Source organism: Luteimonas kalidii (assembly GCF_029887935.1).
In the GTDB taxonomy this organism is placed as follows: Bacteria; Pseudomonadota; Gammaproteobacteria; order Xanthomonadales; family Xanthomonadaceae; genus Luteimonas; species Luteimonas kalidii.
Window position 1 is genome coordinate 389,233 of the sequence record NZ_JARXRO010000020.1, and the last position, 18,929, is coordinate 408,161.

Consider the following 18,929-nt stretch of genomic DNA (forward strand, 5'->3'; position numbering starts at 1 on the left):
GATCGCGCTCAGCAGGCAGAGTTCGCAGCCGGTCCACGTGGCGCCTGACGGGTTGCGGCATGCTCGCGCCGCCTCACGCGAGGCCGGGTGGACCTGAGCCTGGTCCCATCGGCGATTCGCCCGTGGATCGCGCCAAGGTGCGAAGGGCGTCCATGGCGGCTTCGGCCTGCCCGACCGGCACGAACAGATGGTCGTGGCAGACGCCGGCCACGACGTTACAGCCGATGCCGGCCTGTGCGAGTGCCTGCGAGAACGCGGCGGTCAGGCCGACGGCCGACAGGTCCGACTGGACGGTGAGGGTGATCCAGGCGGCAGTGAAGGCGACCGGCAGGTCCAGTTCCACCGAAACCTGCTCCGGGATGATGACCGAAAGGCCTTCGGGTTCGCGAATGGACGCAACCACATGGGCCGGGTCGAGCGGGAATCCGGCGGGCAGGGTGACGAACGCGTAGCGGCCTGGATCGAGTTCCGGCTGCATGTGGAGCAGCAGTTCCTTGAGGTCGGCGATCGCCTGCATTGCTTTTCCCTTACTTGTCCCGATCCAGCAGAAGGCGTTCGATCTCCTCGCGCTCGTCCGGCGTGCGCTGGAAGTCGGCAGGATATGCACGCAGCACATCATGCGCGCAGCCATCCGATGCTCGTCGCCCAGCAGGAAGCTCAACCCTGAGGCCTGTTTCGCTTTCGGCGAGCCTATGGCGTATCCGAGGGCCGGCACAAGCTCCACGTCCCGCTCCGGAGGGAGCACCTGGATCAGATCAGCGCCCCCGCCCCCTTCGTCGAACCGGGCGAGGACCATGTCCCTGACACCTGTTTGCCTCCCCTTGGCCCCCACTTCCGCAAGGATCGGGGGTCAAGAGTTCCCTTCACCGACCGTTAGATGTATTGATGGCCACGGTCGGCCGGCCGCGGCGGCCGGGAAGACGCGGGTCCCCGCCTGGCCGCTTTTCGCGGTGCGACGGGGAAGGGGCAGCATCCTTGCCGTTCTCGTCATGGAGCCGCACTCATGCCAGCACGGGACGCAGCACAGGCGCACGGCGAGATCGGCGCAGATCAGGCCGGCGCACGCGGATGGCCGTCCAGCTCGCTTCTGTGGGCGCTGGCGTTGCTGCTGCTGGGCCTGCTGGGCACGGCGGCGATCGCGCGTCACGAGTGGGCGCAGCAGCAGCGGCGAGCCGAGTCGCTGCAGCAGGCATTGGCGAGTGCGGCGCAGTCGCGCATGCGCCAGCCGCTGCAGGGCGCGGCGATGGTGCTGCGCTCGATGCAGACCGTGTTCCTGTCCAGCAAGGGCATGAACCAGCAGGAGTTCGCCCACTACCAGCACAACCTGCGTCCGCACGAGTTGGCGCAGGGCTACGTGCTCACCGCCTTCGCGCAGCGCCAGGCCAGCTCCGACCCTCCCGGGCCGGACGCGTATCGCTACCAGTTCGTGGCGCCGCTGGACGGAAACGAGGTCCTGCTCGGCTTCGATATCAGCCGGCAGCCGGAAAACCTGCGGGCACTGCAGCTGGCGCGCGACCGCGACCTGCCGACCGCGTCGGCACCGTTCCAGCTGCTGCAGTTCGAGGGTGGGGCGGACAGCGCGCTGGGGATCACCGTGCGCCTGCCGGTCTATTCCCACGGCACGGTTCCGCTGACGGTGGCCGAACGCCGGGCCCGCGAGATCGGCGCGCTGGCAGTCAGCCTGCGGCTGGAGCCGATGATCACCCGGGCGCTGGAGGGCCGGATCCTGGATGACATGCACGTGCAGATCCGCGATCTGGACGCGCCGCCGGGCCAGGACCTGGTCTTCGCCTCCGCGCAGCCCGATGCGGATCGCACGCAGCAGGTGCGGAAAATGGATTTCGGCGGCCGCCGCTGGGAGATGCGCCTGTGGCCACGCGGGGACACCGCCGAATGGGGGCCGCTGCGCGCGATCCTCGTCGCCGGCACCACGATCAGCGTGCTGCTGGCGCTGCTGCTGTGGTCGCAGATGACCACCCGGCAGCGTGCGGTGGAGCTGGGGCGACGGATGAGCCTGCGCTTCGGCGAAAGCGAAGCGCGCTTTCGCACCCTCAACGAGCTGCTGCCGGCGCTGGTGCTGCTGGCCAACGGCGATGGCAGCCGGATCACCTACGCCAACCAGGCGTCCCGCGAGTTGCTCGGCGATGTGGTGGGGCTGCCCCTGTGCGCGCTGTTCGCCAGCATCAGTGCCTGCGAGGACGCCATCGCCATGGCGACGGGCGGCAGTGGCTGGCGCAGCCAGGAAGCCATGCTGGCCCCGGCGGGCTTCGCCCCGTTCTGGATCAATGCGTCGCTGGCGCAGGTGGAGGTGGAGGGCGTTCCACACCTGCTGATGGTCGCCACGGATACCAGTGCGCAGCGTGCGATGACCGAGCGTCTGCATTACCAGGCCACCCACGACGAGCTGACCGGGCTGCTCAATCGTCGCGAGTTCGAGCGGCTGCTGCGCGAAGCGCTGGCCGGCCATGACGGGGCTGCGGCGCCCGTGCCGTTTGCGCTGCTGTACTTCGACCTGGACCAGTTCAAGCTGATCAACGATCTGTCCGGGCACGCGGCGGGCGACCAGTTGCTGGTGCAGCTGGTGCGGGCGATGCGCGCCGAACTCGGGCCCGGCAGCATCCTGGCCCGGCTGGGCGGAGACGAGTTCGGCGTGCTGGCGCCCGGCGTGGACCTGGCACGGGCCGAAGCGCTGGCCGAGCGCATCCGCCGCGCCATCGAGCGGCACACCTTCCGCTGGTTCGAACGCACCTACACGCTCAGCGCCAGCATCGGCCTGGTCATGGTCGAGGGCAAGGGCGACACGCTCAAGGACCTGCTGGCCTGGGCCGACAGTGCGTGCTACCAGGCCAAGGAACGCGGGCGCAACCGCGTGTGCACGTATCGCGACGATGCCGCCAGCACCCACCGCATCGGGGAGATGGAGTGGGCCAACCGCCTGCGCGGGGCGCTGGAGCAGGGGCATCTGCTGCTCGACTACCAGGAGCTGGTGGCGCTGGACCCGGCGGCGGATGCCGGGGTGCATGTGGAACTGCTGCTGCGCCTACGCGACCCTGCTGGCGGCGTGATCCTGCCCGGCGCGTTCATCGGCGCAGCCGAGCGCTACGGGCTGATGCCGGCCGTGGACCGCTGGGTGATCCGGACCGCGCTGGCCAACTTCTCGCGGCTGCATCCGGGCGGCGCGCAGCTGCACAGCTGTGCGATCAATCTGTCCGGTGCCAGCGTCGAGGACGACGGCCTGGCGGACTTCATCCTCGATGCGGTGGCCACGTTCGGGGTGCCGCCGCAGCGGCTGTGTTTCGAGATCACCGAAACGGTGGCGGTGCGCGATCTGCAGCGCGTCGCCCAGGTGATCGAGCGCCTGCGCGCGGCCGGATGCCGGATCGCGCTGGATGATTTCGGCGCCGGCATGTCCTCGTTCGGTTACCTGAAGAACCTGCCGGTGGACAGCATCAAGATCGACGGCAGCTTCGTGCGCGACCTGGGGCGCGACCCGGTCAGCCGCATCATCGTCGATGCGGTGACCCGGATCGGCCACGAGCGCCGGCTGCAGGTGCTCGCGGAATGGGTGGAGGAGGAGAGCGTGCTGTCGGTGCTGCGCGAGCTCGGCGTGGACTATGCCCAGGGCTTCCTGCTGCATCGGCCCGAGCGGGTGGTGTTCCAGCGTGACGTTGCATGAGCGCCCTATACTCGTGGGCCCGCAGACCATCCACCCCAAGGACCCGGACCATGACCGATCGCAGCCGCCGAGACCTCCTCCTCGCCGCCACCGCCCTGGCGGTCGGCGCGACCGCCACCGGCGCCCGCGCGGCCGCGTCCACGCCCGCCAGCAAGGCATCGTTCCCGCCGGTCGTGCACCACGTGTTCTTCTGGCTGAAGAATCCGGAGTCCAGCGAGGATCTCGCCGCACTGCTCGCCGGCCTGCGCACGCTGGCGGGCATCGACACCGTGCGGGGCATCCACATCGGCGTGCCGGCGGATACCGAGCAGCGCGGCGTCGTCGACGGCAGCTACAGCGCCTCGGAGCTGCTGTTCTTCGACGACGTCGCCGGGCAGAACGCGTACCAGGTCCATCCCATCCACAAGCAGTTCGTCGCCGACTGCGAGCACCTGTGGGAGCGGGTGGTGGTGTATGACGTCAAGGCTGTCGCGCCGTAACTCATTCGCTCCCGGAAAGTGGCGGGTACATCCTGTGCGTCGCGCCGCGGCACGCATCCAGCGACTCAGCCTGGGGCGGTGGCTCGCGACGGAGGGAATTTACTTGCTCAGTTCCCTCCGTCCTCTTTAGATCTTTAAGTATGCTCTTTGTGGTCTCCATTCAGTTTTGCCGCGATTGATTGAACTGCTTCTGGGAGGCTCACCGTGCCAAGCGTTTTCTTCTCCTACTCACATGCTGACGAGATCTTGCGGAATCAGCTAGAAAAGCAACTCTCCATGCTCAAACGTCAGGGCGTGATTGAAACTTGGCATGACCGACGCATCGGCGCCGGCCAACACATTGACGCTATCATCGACCAGCACATCAACAGAGACGAAATTATTCTCTTGCTGGTCAGCCCCGATTTCGTCGACTCTGACTATTGCTACAACATCGAGATGAAACGCGCCTTAGAGCGTCACGAAGCGGGCGAAGCAATCGTAATTCCTGTCATCCTGCGTCATTGCGACTGGCATGACGCTCCGTTCGGAAAGCTTATGGCAACGCCACCTGACGGCAAGCCCGTTAAGGCCTGGCCAGACATCGATGAGGCTTTCCTGCATGTGGTAAAAGCAGTGCGTGAAGCAGCGCAGCGCTGTGGTACGGCTTCTGGTCACGCGCGGAGTACCAAGATCCCACTCCCCGCCCGAGCCCACGCTCGTCTCCACAACACCTGGACCAAGATCCAGCAATCTCCGTCTTGCGAAGTCGTTTACTCAGATGGACAAGGACCGTTTTCGTGATGAGACGTTCGAATACATCTCGCGCTACTTCGATAATTCGCTATCAGAGCTCAGCGAACGGAACACTGGCTATGAAGGAGTGTTCCGTCGCGTTGATGCCAACAGATTCTTCGCCACCATCTACAAGGATGGGCAAGATGTTGCGCGCGCCACCATTTACATGGGTGGCATTCTCGGCAGTGGTATTAACTACATTCAAGGCCAGACCACGACAGAGAGCTCACTCAACGAGTCCCTCACAGTAGATGCTGATGATCAGTCCCTGTATCTGACCAGCCTTGGCATGAGTTCTTTCGTACATGCGCGCGGCCAGAAGCTCTCCCAGGAGGGGGCTGCTGAACTCCTATGGGGCCTAGTGATGCAGCCACTACAACAGCGCAGCACCTGGTAGGAGGTGGAAATGTTGGGCGCAGAAGAGTTCTCAGTAGGAACGATTGGCGACGCAACACCGCTGGCGCTGATCCTTCCTCGCAACGAGCACGAGCCGACGGCCCTGATTGGACGTGCCACACAAGGCGATGCTCGTGCCATCTTCTTTCTTGATGACAGGAACCTGTTCAAGTCTTTCGAGTGCGCAGGAAACAGCCATTGGACCGGGTTACAGATCCAAGGCGTGAGGATCGAAGTTGACGAAACCAGCGCTTTTGATCCGGAACGACAATGGCCCAAAGCCGGCTGCGTACTCCGGCAGTCCACACAACTGCTCGCTGTGGCGGCAGGAAACTTCCAATCCTCACGTGGAACAGAACTTGTTCTGCTTGTAGACGATCTGGCACCAGCGTCTCATAAGGCAGCCTTCTCGCGCTGGCAGATCAGCCTTGGCCAGGGCTTCGAAAAACGGGTTTTACACAGTATTGATGCGGACAAGTAGGTTTCCCTCCATTTGGGCTTTCCCTGCTCTCACCAAGAAGCTATCCACGAAACGCGGGCACATAGATGTATCCCTCATCCACACTTCCAAACACTTGGTCTCGCTGCCCAGCTTGGTAGAGCGCACCGATATACATGCAGATGATCGCATCCAACATATCCTCGTTTCGCTTGAGCTCGCGCCCGACCAAATGCTGGATATGATCCGGCTCAACCTGCCTTCTAACGTCATCGGGCACATGGAGAGGCAGCAGGCTAGATGTCGCCAGGGAGCAGATAAGCCTGCCAAGTTCTATCTGTCCGACTCGCTTTTGGCCGACTGTCCCCTTCTTGTATGGCAGTCTTTCGCGCAACCCGAAGATCTCGATCAGCGCGGGATGCGGGTAGCACTCCAGCTGCCAACGCTGGCCCGTCGGGCCTAGGTGCCTGAACCCGAGTCGCTCAAGGTGGTTGGAGAGCACTACGCCGTCGGAATTAGGGTATCTGGCCAAGCTTGATGCATGGCATGAAGCCTTCCTGCCACCATACGCACACCCAAGCTCTCGCTCGCAGGCGCGCATTCCGACCTCGTTTGAGATAACGAGCGGCGCGTCAATCGCCACCCCGTGCAGGTCCGGAACACACCTCAGGGCTTCAATGACCGCGCCGATGCCGTAGTGGTCTCCGGAAACCGAGTGGAGAATTACCGAGTTCCCTGCAATCCGACCAATCGCAAGTGCCGTCGGGTTGCGCGTACCCAGCCATGCCAAGTCCACACCGGCAATTATTCGATCGCCCATCGTCTAAACTACTGACGCGACTTGGCGGTCCGTCGCCGGCTCGCACGTGACCCAGCCAAGATACAGGGTTGGGCCCGTCGTGCGCGGAACCTTCGCCAGCTGTCCATCTGACACGGTCGCCCCTAAAGCCGCGCCGAAAGCGATGTAGTCCGTAAGCGATACAGGATCCGACCGGAACGACTGGACGATCATCACCGCGTGCGCGGCTCCGAAGCGTTCTGCCTCGATGAGCGCCGACGCAGTGCGATGGAAAAGCTGGTACCGAAGTGCGTGGTCGGGAGGATGCTGCGCACCGAGCACTTTGCACAGGTGCTGCAGACGCGCCAGCTTGCCGGGCGAGGCGTCTCGCAGCCAGTCCCACAGCGGATCCCCGAACGTTTCACCCGCCTTTCCTTCCACGGACATCGATACGTATCCGCCCGGCGTTTTCAGCAGTGCCCAGACGTCGTTTTGCGAGGCTTTGCCACGCCCTTCCAGCTTGACCTTATGCTCCGGTAGTACGATCAAGGCAGTCGCGCTTGCCAGCTGTTCCTGCGTATCGAGCAGCGCCACGATCGGCGCGGGTATGCCGCGCTCGGAGTGCCTGGCCGCCTCCCAAGACACCGCAGTCTCGAACGCCGATGCGCCCCGTACCCAGTGCTTTTCCGGATCGGCCAGCAGTTGGCGCCAGGCCGATGGGCCACAAGACGGAATGAGTATTCGTGTCACAGGCTTCTCCCCCATGCAGACGTCTCGTTCCCGGACGGATCAGCGGGACCCAGGTCGGTGTCGATTGGCCCGCGACGCGAGGATTAATTCCCTCCGTCCCCTTTTGGCGGTCGAGCGCGTGGCGCTTTATTGGCAGGCCTTCTCTTTGATGGTTGGCGAACTGTTGCGGCTATCTTCCCGCCGGCACGCTCACTTGCTTCCTCGCTGTAAGGTTCGCCGTAAATTTCTTGATAAGTTGAGTAAAAATCTTCTCGCTGTCTAAATTTCTCGAAGAGCGGCCAAGCATGATAAGCGGCTTGGTCAAGCATCTCTCCTGACCTTCCTATCTCTCTCATCAGATCGATCGCTTGATCGTAGTCTTCCTGTAAGACAAGCAGTGCTAGCTTGAAGTCACGATAGCTGGCAGTCCAGTCAACAGATGCCAGAATATCTCTAGCTGCATCGTCTTTGTCAGAAAACTTCTTCGCAATTGCCGTGTTTATTAATCTTACGCGGTAGTCGAGTTCGCTGAGGTCCTTCTTCATCGGTGCTGTCAAGGAAAACTCTCCGAAGTCAGATGCTGTTCTCCATCTTTTGTCCTCGAGTGCTTGGTAGAGCAGGGCATTGATGGATTCGTGCACATCAGCAGCCTCTGCAGGAAAAACTTTCATCCAGAGGGTATGGCAAAGCATAAATCCAACCTTTGACATGACGCGGAGCATTCCCGCTAGGTCTGCGGGGGAGACTCCAAGTTGATGGCCAGGTCGAATCGTCGGGTCGATTTTGCAAGATTCGCGAGTGCAAACAGAAATGTACTGCTCATTTACAACCCCGTCGTTGTGCGCGAGCAAGTTCCTTCTCTGACTAAATTCAACGAAAAGCGGCCATTCATCGAATTTTCTAAGCGGGAGTCCGAACTTCTTTTCGAGCTGAGAGAACTGTTCGATATAACTGTCGCGCCGGAAAGAGTCGATCTCCTTTTCCAGCATTGCGCGACTTGCTGATTCAATATCAGAAAATTCCAAGAGATCGACTAGGGTAATCTCCCTAGAAATTCCTTTCAGAAGTTCGAAGTTCTTGAGATATATTTGCTTTAGTAGCCTCCCTATAAATGCATCGAATACGCAGAATCCTTGCATAAATAGGCTTCTGGCGAGTAGTGGGACACTATTGTCTTCAAGGAGTCGATGTTGTTTTGCCATTGCGGCGGAGAACTCCACGAAGTCTCTGGCGTTATCGAAGATGATTTCCAAGCCCTCGTGTGGGTCTTCATCGACGAACGCCTCAATTTTCCTTCGAGTTTTTTCGATCTCGTTCCTTTGCCAAGTCGCGAGATGCGGAAGCACGACCTGTGTTGTCTGAAATATATTCCAGATCGACTCTAAGTATGTCCTTATGACCACATGTAGTTCTGGGAGGGCGGGTTCAGCATCTTCTAGGTGATCAGGTAGCTCGGCTTTCGCCGTCGCTTTCTGCCTCTTTTGCGGGGCAGGTGCGATCCCTTTGCCTTTGGTTCCCGTGCTTCCCTTGTTGCTTTTACCAGTATTCTCGACAGCTGCCATTCCGTCGTCCCCTTCTTTTGAACTGCCAGGTGACCATGCTCAAGAAAAAGGCCAGGTTCATTTCTGAACAACTGGCCTCTCCGCCTTTCCGCACGCAACGATCTCACTCATCTCACCCGCACTTGCTATACCCACAATTCAAACAGGTCGCACATCCGTCCATCAGCACCAGCGCCTTGGTGCTGCACTTGTGGCACATGCTGGCGGAGGGCGGGAACGAGGCGCCGTCGCCGGTGACTTCGATGTCGCCGACGGGCTCGGGGTAGCCGGGGTCTTCGGGGGTGGCGTCTACGTCAGAGTTTTTTTTTGACTGCTGTTCGTAGGCGCGGCGCTTCTCGGCGATCAGGGCCTTCTGCGCGGGGCTCATCTGCGGGTCGTGCAGCATGCCGATCTGCTTGAGGTGGTCCTCGACGATGCTGCCCAGTTCGGCCACCAGGCTGGGCATGTACACGCCGCCGGCCTTGAAGTAGCCGCCCTTGGGGTCGAACACGGCCTTCATCTCTTCCACCAGGAAGGTCACGTCGCCGCCCTTGCGGAACACGGCGCTCATGATGCGGGTGAGCGCGACGATCCACTGGAAATGCTCCATCGACTTGGAGTTGATGAAGATCTCGAACGGGCGGCGGTGCTCGTGCTCGGTGCCGGCGTTGAGCACGATGTCGTTGATGGTCACGTACATGGCGTGCTCCACCAGCGGCGACTTGATCTTGTAGGTGCTGCCGATCAGCACCTCGGGGCGCTCGATGCGCTCGTGCATCTGGATCACGTCGGCGGTCTTGGGCAGCTCGGCCTCCACCTGCTCGCGCGGCACGGACGCGGCCTTCACGGCCTTCTCCTTGTCCTCGGGGGTGACGACGGCATAACCCGTGATTTTCTTGTCGATCTTGACGGCCATTGCGTGATCCTGGTGCTGCGGGGGAACGGGGTGTGGGTGTCGCGGGGTGACGCAGGGTGGGGCGGGCCTGGTCCCGGCCCCTCTCCCGCCGGGCGGGAGAGGGGAGGGAACGCGAGACTTACTTCTTCTTCGCCGCCTTCTTGGCGGTCGCTTTCTTCGCCGGCGCCTTCTTCGCTGCGGCCTTCTTCGCCGGCGCCTTCTTCGCCGTGGCCTTCTTGCCGGCCTGCTTCATGGTCTTCTTCGCGGGGGCCTTCTTGGCCGCCGCCTTCTTCGCGGGCGCCTTGCGGGCCGGGGCCTTCTTCGCGCTCGCCTTCTTCGCAGGCGCCTTTTTGGCCGCGGCCTTCTTCGCCGGTGCCTTCTTGCTGGACTTCTTCGCGGCGGTCTTGCCGGTCTTGGCCTTCAGTGCGGCCACTTCGCGCTTGCCGGCGGCACTGGTGCTGGCCAGGGACTTCTTGGCCGCGGCCACGCGCTGGCCCACTGCCTTCCTCGCCTTGCCCGCCGTGGTGGCGGCCCGGGCGGCGGTCTTCTTCGCGCTGGTGACGGCGCTGCTGGCCTTCTCCGCCACGGTCTTGCCGATGTCCTTGGCCGTCTCGGCGACGGATTCGGCGGCGTGGGTCAGGGTCTGTGCGACCCCGTTGCCGTTGCTCATGGGTGTGTCCTCGTCAGTTTGCTTTTTTTCGGTGATCGGGTTACGGGCCAAAGTGCCCGTGGGCGAAATATGGAGCGCGAAGTGCGCGCTACGCAAGCAAAACCGCGAGGGGGTGTGCCCCCACCCCGACCCTCCACCCGCGGAGCGGGGGAGGGAACACTTCAGTTCTTCCCCGCGAGCGGGGAAGGGAGTACATCGTCGGGGATGTCGCGTGGGCGGTGGCGGAGCGGGCGTGCCTTCCGTGGACCTGTCCGTCGTGGCCCGGTGTCAGAACTTTCCGTAGTAGCCCTCTTTCAGGGCATCGAACAGGTTGGCGGCGGTGTGGGTCTCGCCGTCGTATTCGATCTGCTCGTTGCCCTTGACCTCGATGGTGCTGCCGTCGTCCAGCTCGAAGCGGTAGGTGGTGTTGGCCAGGTCCGTCTCCTTGACCAGCACGCCCTGGAAGGCGGCCGGGTTGAAGCGGAACGTGGTGCAGCCCTTCAGCCCCTGCTGGTAGGCGTAGCGGTAGATGTCCTTGAAGTCCTCGTAGGGGTAGTCGGTGGGGACGTTCGCGGTCTTGGAGATGGACGAGTCCACCCACACCTGCGCGGCGGCCTGCACGTCGACGTGCTCCTTCGGGGTGATGTCGTCGGCGGAGATGAAATAGTCCGGCAGCTGCGCGTCGGGCGCCTCGGAGAACGGCATCGCCTTGGGGTTGACCAGCTCGCGGTAGGCCAGCAGCTCGTACGACCAGACGTCCACCTTCTCCTTGGACTTCTTGCCTTCGCGGATCACGTTGCGGCTGTAGTGGTGGGCGAAGCTGGGCTCGATGCCGTTGGAGGCGTTGTTGGCCAGGCTCAGCGAGATGGTGCCGGTGGGCGCGATCGAGCTGTGGTGGGTGAAGCGCGCGCCGGTCTCGGCCAGCTGTTCGACCAGCTCGGGCGCGACTTCGGCGATCTTCTGCATGTAGCGGCTGTAGCGCGCGTGCAGCACCTTGCCCTCGATCTTCTGGCCCAGGCGCCAGCCGTCCTTCGCCATCTCCGGGCGCTTGCGCAGCATGGCGGCGGTGACCTCGAACTGCTCGTCCATGATCGGGGCCGGGCCCTTTTCCTGGGCCAGCGTGAGGCCGGTTTCCCAGCCGGCCACCGCCATCTCGCGGGCGATGCGGCTGGTGAACTCGCAACTGGCCGACGAGCCGTACTTCATCTGCAGCATCGTCACCGTGCTGCCCAGGCCCAGGAAGCCCATGCCGTGGCGGCGCTTGCGCATGATCTCGGCCTGCTGCTGCGGCAGCGGCAGGCCGTTCACCTCGACCACGTTGTCGAGCATGCGGGTGAACACGCGCACGACTTCCTTGTATTCCTCCCAGTCGAAGGACGCCTGGTCGGTGAAGGGGTCGCGCACGAACTTGGTCAGGTTGACCGAACCCAGCAGGCAGGCGCCGTAGGGCGGCAGCGGCTGCTCGCCGCAGGGGTTGGTGGCGCGGATGGTCTCGCACCACCAGTTGTTGTTCATCTCGTTGACCTTGTCGATCAGGATGAACCCCGGCTCGGCGTAGTCGTAGGTCGAGACCATGATCATGTCCCACAGGTGCCGGGCCTTGATGTGGCCGTAGACCTTGCAGGCCACCATGCCGTCGTCGCGGCTGATGTAGCCGTCGCTGTGCGGCCAGTCGCGCCAGGTGACGGTGTCGGCATCGGTGAAGTCGATGTCGCCGGCTTCCTTGTCGCTGATCGGGAACACCAGCGGCCACTCGGCGTCGTGTTCCACCGCGTCCATGAAGCCGTCGGTGATCAGCAGGCTCAGGTTGAACTGGCGCAGGCGCCCGTCCTCGCGCTTGGCGCGGATGAAGTCGCGCACGTCCGGATGGCTGACGTCGAAGGTGCCCATCTGCGCGCCGCGGCGGCCGCCGGCGCTTGATACGGTGAAGCACATCTTGTCGTAGATATCCATGAAGGACATCGGACCCGACGTGTACGCGCCGGCGCCGGCGACGAACGCGCCGCGCGGGCGCAGCGTGCTGAATTCATAGCCGATGCCGCAGCCTGCCTTGAGCGTCAGCCCGGCCTCGTGGACCTTGTCCAGGATGCCGTCCATCGAATCGGTGATGGTGCCGCTGACGGTGCAGTTGATGGTGCTGGTGGCGGGCTTGTGCTCGAGCGCGCCGGCGTTGGACGTGATGCGGCCGGCGGGGATCGCCCCGCGGCGCAGCGCCCACAGGAACCGCTCGTTCCAGTACTTCTGCTTCTCCGGGGTGGCCTCGGCCTCGGACAGCGCGCGGGCGACACGCTGGTAGGTGCCGTCGATGTCGGCATCCACCGGCTCCCCGTGCTTGGTCTTGAGCCGGTACTTCTTGTCCCAGATGTCCTGCGAGGCGGGCTGCATCGGGATCTCCCGCTGGGCGGGCGTCTTCACTGCTTCCAGACGAACGGTGCTCATGCGTCTGCCATCTCCTCTCCGGCCAGGGTACGTGCCGCGGCCTGTTGTTGTTATGGGTGGAATCGAATCGGGGCGATGCCGCCGGCCCGGGGGTCCGGGCGTGGCGACGGGTCGGTGGCGGTCACGCGGGCGCGCGTCCGCCGAAGGGTTGCGGGATGCCGGTTGTGCTGCGCGGTGTCGCCATTGCGCGTCCCCTGTCGCCTCGGCTGCCGGGTCTGCCGCGGGTCGTCCAAACCCCATGCCTTGGGCTTGTTACGACGGGCTGACCCCAACATCTTGTGGCGGGCCGGGCCAAGCTACGCGCGCCTCCAGGTGAAGTCAACAGCTTGCGGGGCGCGCCCGACGAAAGTCGCGCCGTGCCGCGGCGGGCCGCCGGAAAGTCCCCGTTCAGCTGGATCGGCGCGTCGGCGACGACACTTCCACCGGCCGGTCTTGATGCACTGCGGCGTAGCCGATGCGCATTCCGGGTTGCCGGAGTCGCGGCCGGCGCCCATCTTTGCCGGTCCTCCTTTCCGCCCCCTTGGTCGAACCGTCGCCATGCGTCCAGCGCCCACCCTGCTCGTCCTCGCCGCCGCCGCCGCGTTCGGCGGTTTCGCCGCCACCGTCATCCGCGATGCGGTGCAGACGCCCGCGCAGGCGGCCGAACCGGCCGCCGCGCTGCCGGTACCCACGGTGACCGCGCTGCCGATGGCGGTCGACGGCCAGGCGCTGCCGTCGCTGGCGCCGATGCTGCAGCGGGTGACGCCCTCGGTGGTCAGCGTGCAGGCCGCGCAGCGCCGGCAGGTCAGCCCGTTCGTCAACGATCCGTTCTTCCGCCGCATGTTTCCCGAGCTGTCGCAGGAGCGCATCGCGCGTTCGCTGGGCTCGGGCGTGATCGTCGATGCGGCCAACGGCTACGTGCTGACCAACCACCACGTGATCGAGAACGCCGACGAGGTGTCGGTGACCCTGGCCGACGGCCGCAGCCTGGAAGCCGAGTTCATCGGCTCCGATCCCGACACCGACGTGGCGCTGATGCGCATCGCCGCCGACGGGCTGACCGCGCTGCCGCTGGCGGCCGCGCAGCTGTCGGTGGGCGATTTCGTGGTGGCCGTGGGCAACCCGTTCGGCGTCGGCCAGACGGTCACCTCGGGGATCGTCTCGGCGGTCGGCCGCAGCAACGTGCCGGGCGTGGGCTACCAGAATTTCATCCAGACCGATGCCTCGATCAACCCGGGCAACTCCGGCGGCGCGCTGGTCAACCTGCGCGGCGAGCTGGTGGGCATCAACACCGCCAGCTTCAACCCGCGCGGCAGCGCCGCCGGCAACATCGGCCTGGGCTTCGCGATCCCGGTGGAGCTGGCGCGCAACGTGATGCAGCAGCTGGCCAGCACCGGCATGGTGCGCCGCGGCACCCTGGGTATCGACACCCAGCAGGTGGACGCGCGCCTGGCCACCGCGCTGGGGCTCGACGAACCGCGCGGCGTGGTGGTGACGCGCGTGCACGGCGAGTCGGGCGCGGCCGCCGCGGGCCTGCGCACCGGCGACGTGATCACCGCCGCCGACGGCCAGCGCATGGACGACCCGGTGTCGCTGCGCAATTTCCAGGGCCTGCAGCCGCTGGACGCGCCGGTGACCCTGGACGTGCTGCGCGACGGCAAGCCGCTGAAGGTCACCGCGCGCCTGCGCGCGCAGCCGCGCGACGGCGCCAGCTACGACGAACGCCTGGCCGGCGCCACCCTGGCCGACCTGCCCGAAGCCGTGCGCCGCCAGAACCCCAACGCGCGCGGCGTGCTGGTGGAGCAGGTGGAGGCCGGCAGCCGCGCGTACCGCAACGGCCTGCGCGAGGGCGATTTCATCTTCGCCGCCAATGCCGGCGAGTTCGGCGATCTGGCCGGATTCCGCGACAGCCTGTCGGACTCGCCCGACCAGCTGGTGCTGCGGATTTCACGCGGAGGACGCGTCGGAAACCTGATCATGCAGTGACTGGCGTCCCTTCGACGTCCCGCGCCCCCGCGCCCCTTCTCCAGGAGATGACGATGAGCCCCAACTCGACTGATGCCATGAAGACCAACCTCGGCGAAGCCGGTGCCCACCTCAAGAACGCCGCCACCGACGCCGGCAGCGCGATCAAGAACGCCGCCCACGTGGCTGGCGACGAACTGCGCATGGGCCGCTCGGCGGTCAAGTCCGACCTGGCCGATTCGGCGCTGGCCGGCATCGCCGCGCTGGAAGAGGGCGGTGGCGCCGCGCGCGAGCAGATGGACCAGTTGATGGACAAGGGCCGCGACCTGATCGACAGCGCCGCCGACCTGATCCGCGAGCGCCCGATCGCCTCGTTCGGCGCCGCGTTCGCCGCCGGCTGGATCATCGCCAAGCTCGCCCGCAGCGGCGACCGGTAATCCCGCGACGTGGAAGGGGGACACCCCAACGACGACGCCGGGCGCGACGACAAGGCGCCCGGGCTGGATGAAAGCGTGCGCGCGCTCAACAGTGCGCGCAAGCAGGCGGTCGACGCGAGCCGCGGGACCGGGCGCGCGCTGCGGCGCCTGGTCGCGGCCGATTTCGCGCTGGCCCGCAGCGCGTTCGGCCGCGGGCTGGCCTGGGCCGGCGCGGCGACCGTGTTCGGCGCGTCGGCCTGGTTGCTGATCACCGGCACCCTGATCGCGCTGATGCAGCGCAACGGGATGTCGTGGCTGACCTCGCTGGCGATGGCCGCGCTGGTGAGCGTGGTGGCCGCGGTGTTTTCCGCCTGGCGGGTGTCGCGTTATTTCGACTACACCGGCATGCATGCCACGCGGCGCCAGCTGACCAAGCTCGGCCTGTTCGACGAGGACGGCAGCGCCGACGACGATGACGACGATCCGCCGCCGGACATCTCGCCCGAAGCCGCTGCAGCGGCCGCCGCCGCCCGCGCGGCGAAGTCCGCGGCGCAGGCGTCGGCCGCAAGCCATGTGCGTCCGGCCGGCGTGCCACCGGGAGCCTCCTGATGCGGTTCGAGCGCCTGCGCGATGAAGTGGTGATGGCCGAGCGCCGCGTGGAAACGCGGATGCTGCGCGCGCAGACCAACTGGCGCGTGCTCAAGACGGTCTGGCGCGAGAGCTGGACGCCGGCACGCATCCTCGCCGTCGGCCTGGCCGGCGGTTTCCTGTTCGGGCGCACGAAGCCGTTGCGCAAGATGCGCGCGGTCTCGCCCACGCGCTGGATCCAGCTGGCGACCAGCATCTCCGGTCTGATGGCCACCTTCCGCGCCAAGCACGCGGCCGAATCGGCCGAGGTCGCCGCGGCCGATGCCGGGCAGGCGGCAGCCGAGGCCGAGGAGACCGTCGAGGCCGTGGCCACCGGCGCGCCGGATGTGGAACTCACCCCGGACACCCCTGTCCGCAGCGTGTCCGACGCGCGCCGTCGCCCCGAAGCCCCCTGGACCGGCGAACCCCGCCCGGCCGAAGCCGCGACCGAAGTCTCCGAGCGCTGAGCCGCATATCTCGCGTTGCTCTTCTTTCTCGTTTGCGGGGTGTGCGCCCTCCACGGTGGAAGGAGCCGAAGGCGCGAGTGGGGGTCGACTCCGGCGCCGCGCCTTGCTGTTCGTTCCCCCGCTAGCGGGACGTTGCGCCCTTCACGGGTGAAAGGTGCCGACGCGGATGGGGGTCCGGCGCCCCGTGATTGCCCTCCCTTCGGACCACCTTCCCCGTCGACGGGGGAAGCAAAGCGCGGGCATGCCGAAGCCGCGCCGCTGCGGTTCCTTCCCCGTCGAAGCGGGCGAAAGAGCGCCCGGGTCTTCGACGTCGCCCCCATCACAGGGCCGTCCCCCGCCGCGGTGTCATGATCGCGTCCCGATTCCGCCGCGCCCGCCATGGCCCACGACGCGATTGCACCCACGCCCGATGCTCCGCTGGTCGATGCGACCCCGCCGCCGCCGCTGCGGCCGCGCGCCTCGACCGCGGCCCTCGTGCTGGCGACGCTCGCGGTGGGCTACACGCTCTGGGCCGCGCAGGCGCTGCTGCTGCCGGTGCTGCTGGCGATGTTCTTCGCCCTGGTGGCCAGCCCGGTGCTGCGCCTGCTGCGGCGGCTGTGGGTGCCGCGCTTCCTGGCCGCGCTGCTGGTGGTCTGCGGCGGCCTGGCCGCGTTCGGCGCGCTGGGCTACCAGATGCTGCCCTCGGCGATGGCCTGGGCGCGCGAGGCGCCGCGCGAGATGCGCCAGCTCGCGCCCAAGCTGCGCGAGCTGACCCGGCCGATGCACGAGGCCAACCAGGCCGCCGAGAACTTCGCCCGCGCCGCGGGGGGCGAGACCGGGCGTCAGCCGCAGCTGGTGCGCACGGTGGTGGATCCGTTCCAGAAGCTCACCGAGACGCCGCGCCTGCTGGCCTCGCTGCTGGCGGTGGTGCTGCTGACGTTCTTCTTCATGGTGTACGGCGAGAAGCTGCAGCGGCACGCGATCGCGCTGCTGCCCGGGCGGCAGCAGAAGAAGTTCACCGTCGAGATCCTGCAGTCGATCGAGCGCGAGGTCTCGCGCTACGTGCTGACCATCAGCCTGATCAACGCCGTGGTCGGCCTGCTGTTCGCGTGCGTGCTGTACTTCATGCAGATCCCGCTGCCCGAGGCGCTGCTGTGGGGCACGATGGTGGCGCTGCTCAACTTCGCGCCCTACGTGGGGCCGCTGATCGGCATGCTGGCGATGCTGCTGGTGGGCTTCATCACCTTCGACGATCCGCTGCAGGCGCTGATGCCGGCACTGGCCTACCTGGTGCTGCACACGATCGAGGGCCAGGTGGTGACCCCGATCGTGCTCGGCCGCAGCATGGCGCTCTCGCCGCTGGTGCTGATCCTGGCGCTGATGCTGTTCGGCTGGCTGTGGGGCATCGTCGGCCTGCTGCTCGCGGTGCCGCTGCTGGTGTGCGTGAAGCTGGTACTGGCACGCGTGGAAGGCATGGAAGGCTGGGCGCGGCTGCTGGAATAGAAGCGCGCACGTAGCCCGGGTAAGCGACGCGCACCCGGGGAGGCGAGCAAGATTACCGATGCACCCCGGGGAAAGTGACCCCCGCCGCCACGGCGGAAGGTCATCCCGACGCCCTGCGCCGCGAGTTTCCCCGGATGCGGCCTTCGGCCTTATCCGGGCTACGCGGGCGCCGGTCACGTAGCCCGGGTAAGCGCAGCGCACCCGGGGCGCGGGACAGGGTCACCTGGACGACACGGCGGAAAGTCATCTTCCTGCGTCACGGCACAAGGTCATCTCGACGTCCGGCGCCTCGTGTTCCCCGGATGCGGCCTTCGGCCTTATCCGGGCTACGCGGGCTCCGGTGTAGCCCGGGTAAGCGCAGCGCACCCGGGGGATGTGGGCGTCGACCTCAGCGCCGTTCGAGCCAGTCCGCCAGCGCGGCCAGGGTGTCGAAGTGCAGGTCCGGCGCCACGTCATCGTGCGGCCAGGTGGCCTCAACGCGGTTGATCCAGCAGCTGCGCAACCCCGCCAGTGCCGCGCCGCGCACGTCGGCGTCGACGTGGTCGCCCACGTGCAACACCTCGTTCGGCTCGCAGCGCAGGCGTGTGCACGCCGCCAGGAAGATGCTCGGTTCCGGCTTCGCCGCGCCGTGCTCGCGCGCGTGCAGCTGGAATGCGAAGTGCCGCTCGATGCCGCAGCGCGCGAGGTCGGCGTTGCCGTTGCTCAGCGCCACCACCGGCACCAGCGCGGCGATGCGCTGCAGCGCGTCGAGGGCGTCGGGATAGAACTCGACCCGGTTGCGCTCGGCGTAGAAGGCCTCGTACGCCGCGTCGAGCAGCGCCATGTCGCCGCGGCTCTCGCGCAGGGCGATCTCGAGCGTCAGCCGGCGCAGGGCGCTCAGGTCGTGGGCGAGGTGCGGGTGCTCGTGCCACACCCGCTCGCGCAGTGCGCGCATCGCCTCGACCGGGAACATGGTCGCGGTCGCGGGGCTGTGGGTGCGCATCCACGCGTCGAGCACGCGTTCGATGCGCGCGCCGATCGGCGCGAACGGCCACAGGGTGTCGTCGAGGTCGAGGGTGACGGCGCGTACGGGGAATCGCATGGCGACAGTGTAGCGGCGCGTGGCCGCGAGGCCTCCGCGCGAGGTGTGGAGGCGCGCGCGCCAAGGTGGTGGAACCGGCGTCGACCTCCGTGCGCGATCCCGGGTGCGCTGCGC

General features: G+C 66.0%; 17 protein-coding genes and 1 pseudogene. 10 read left to right on the plus strand and 8 right to left on the minus strand.

Going from position 1 to position 18,929, the window contains the following annotated elements:
- Positions 1-73: 73 nt before the first annotated feature.
- On the minus strand, positions 74-796 hold the full coding sequence (locus QFW81_RS15225; RefSeq protein ID WP_280579978.1) for an ACT domain-containing protein: 723 nt from the start codon (positions 794-796) through the stop codon (positions 74-76).
- A gap of 207 nt (positions 797-1,003) precedes the next feature.
- Here QFW81_RS15225 and QFW81_RS15230 point away from each other — a divergent pair, with 207 nt between their 5' ends.
- The 5 genes from QFW81_RS15230 to QFW81_RS15250 all read left to right on the plus strand — a co-directional run bounded on the left by QFW81_RS15230 (position 1,004) and on the right by QFW81_RS15250 (position 5,809).
- Positions 1,004-3,676, plus strand: coding sequence for a bifunctional diguanylate cyclase/phosphodiesterase (locus tag QFW81_RS15230; protein ID WP_280579979.1), 2,673 nt, complete (start codon positions 1,004-1,006; stop codon positions 3,674-3,676).
- A gap of 50 nt (positions 3,677-3,726) precedes the next feature.
- Positions 3,727-4,155, plus strand: coding sequence for a Dabb family protein (locus QFW81_RS15235; RefSeq protein WP_280579980.1), 429 nt, complete (start codon positions 3,727-3,729; stop codon positions 4,153-4,155).
- Between the two features lie 204 nt (positions 4,156-4,359).
- Positions 4,360-4,938 carry a TIR domain-containing protein gene (locus QFW81_RS15240; RefSeq protein ID WP_280579982.1) on the plus strand — a complete coding sequence of 193 codons (579 nt, stop codon included), beginning with the start codon at positions 4,360-4,362 and terminating at the stop codon, positions 4,936-4,938.
- Complete coding sequence (locus tag QFW81_RS15245) at positions 4,916-5,329, plus strand: hypothetical protein (RefSeq protein WP_280579983.1); 414 nt, start codon at positions 4,916-4,918, stop codon at positions 5,327-5,329. Before QFW81_RS15240 ends, QFW81_RS15245 begins: the two co-directional genes overlap by 23 nt.
- Before the next feature lie 9 nt (positions 5,330-5,338).
- Positions 5,339-5,809 (plus strand): hypothetical protein, encoded by a 471-nt coding sequence (locus tag QFW81_RS15250; RefSeq protein ID WP_280579985.1) that lies wholly within the window; start codon positions 5,339-5,341, stop codon positions 5,807-5,809.
- 40 nt (positions 5,810-5,849) lie between these two features.
- Here the strand turns inward: QFW81_RS15250 and QFW81_RS15255 are convergent, their stop codons facing one another.
- From QFW81_RS15255 to QFW81_RS15280, 6 genes are all read right to left on the minus strand, one after another.
- On the minus strand, positions 5,850-6,587 hold the full coding sequence (locus QFW81_RS15255) for a DUF429 domain-containing protein (protein WP_280579987.1): 738 nt from the start codon (positions 6,585-6,587) through the stop codon (positions 5,850-5,852).
- Positions 6,588-6,590: 3 nt separating this feature from the next.
- Positions 6,591-7,310 (minus strand): DUF6946 family protein, encoded by a 720-nt coding sequence (locus QFW81_RS15260; protein ID WP_280579989.1) that lies wholly within the window; start codon positions 7,308-7,310, stop codon positions 6,591-6,593.
- A gap of 68 nt (positions 7,311-7,378) precedes the next feature.
- Complete coding sequence (locus tag QFW81_RS15265; RefSeq protein WP_280579991.1) at positions 7,379-8,836, minus strand: hypothetical protein; 1,458 nt, start codon at positions 8,834-8,836, stop codon at positions 7,379-7,381.
- Positions 8,837-8,948: 112 nt separating this feature from the next.
- Positions 8,949-9,731 (minus strand): TSCPD domain-containing protein, encoded by a 783-nt coding sequence (locus QFW81_RS15270; RefSeq protein WP_280579993.1) that lies wholly within the window; start codon positions 9,729-9,731, stop codon positions 8,949-8,951.
- Between the two features lie 118 nt (positions 9,732-9,849).
- Positions 9,850-10,431, minus strand: coding sequence for a hypothetical protein (locus QFW81_RS15275; RefSeq protein WP_280579994.1), 582 nt, complete (start codon positions 10,429-10,431; stop codon positions 9,850-9,852).
- A gap of 216 nt (positions 10,432-10,647) precedes the next feature.
- Positions 10,648-12,798 (minus strand): adenosylcobalamin-dependent ribonucleoside-diphosphate reductase, encoded by a 2,151-nt coding sequence (locus tag QFW81_RS15280; protein WP_280579995.1) that lies wholly within the window; start codon positions 12,796-12,798, stop codon positions 10,648-10,650.
- 537 nt (positions 12,799-13,335) lie between these two features.
- On the opposite strand from QFW81_RS15280, the gene QFW81_RS15285 reads away from it, so the two are divergent.
- The 5 genes and pseudogenes from QFW81_RS15285 (at position 13,336) to QFW81_RS15305 (ending at position 17,734) form a co-directional block, all read left to right on the plus strand.
- Entirely contained in the window at positions 13,336-14,763 is a 1,428-nt protein-coding gene (locus QFW81_RS15285; RefSeq protein ID WP_280579997.1) for a Do family serine endopeptidase, read from the plus strand.
- Positions 14,764-14,816: 53 nt separating this feature from the next.
- Entirely contained in the window at positions 14,817-15,179 is a 363-nt protein-coding gene (locus QFW81_RS15290) for a hypothetical protein (protein WP_280579998.1), read from the plus strand.
- 9 nt (positions 15,180-15,188) lie between these two features.
- Positions 15,189-15,632 (plus strand): annotated as a pseudogene (locus QFW81_RS15295) (phage holin family protein); the annotation flags it as partial.
- A 134-nt stretch (positions 15,633-15,766) separates the two neighbouring features.
- Positions 15,767-16,252, plus strand: a complete 486-nt coding sequence (locus QFW81_RS15300; RefSeq protein WP_280579999.1) for a protein sip-5 — start codon at positions 15,767-15,769, stop codon at positions 16,250-16,252.
- Positions 16,253-16,630: 378 nt separating this feature from the next.
- A complete protein-coding gene (locus QFW81_RS15305; RefSeq protein WP_280580000.1) occupies positions 16,631-17,734 on the plus strand; it encodes an AI-2E family transporter in 1,104 nt (367 codons plus the stop codon).
- 388 nt (positions 17,735-18,122) lie between these two features.
- On the opposite strand, the gene QFW81_RS15310 is transcribed toward QFW81_RS15305, so the two are convergent.
- Positions 18,123-18,815 carry an HAD family hydrolase gene (locus QFW81_RS15310; protein ID WP_280580001.1) on the minus strand — a complete coding sequence of 231 codons (693 nt, stop codon included), beginning with the start codon at positions 18,813-18,815 and terminating at the stop codon, positions 18,123-18,125.
- Between the last annotated feature and the right edge of the window lie 114 nt (positions 18,816-18,929).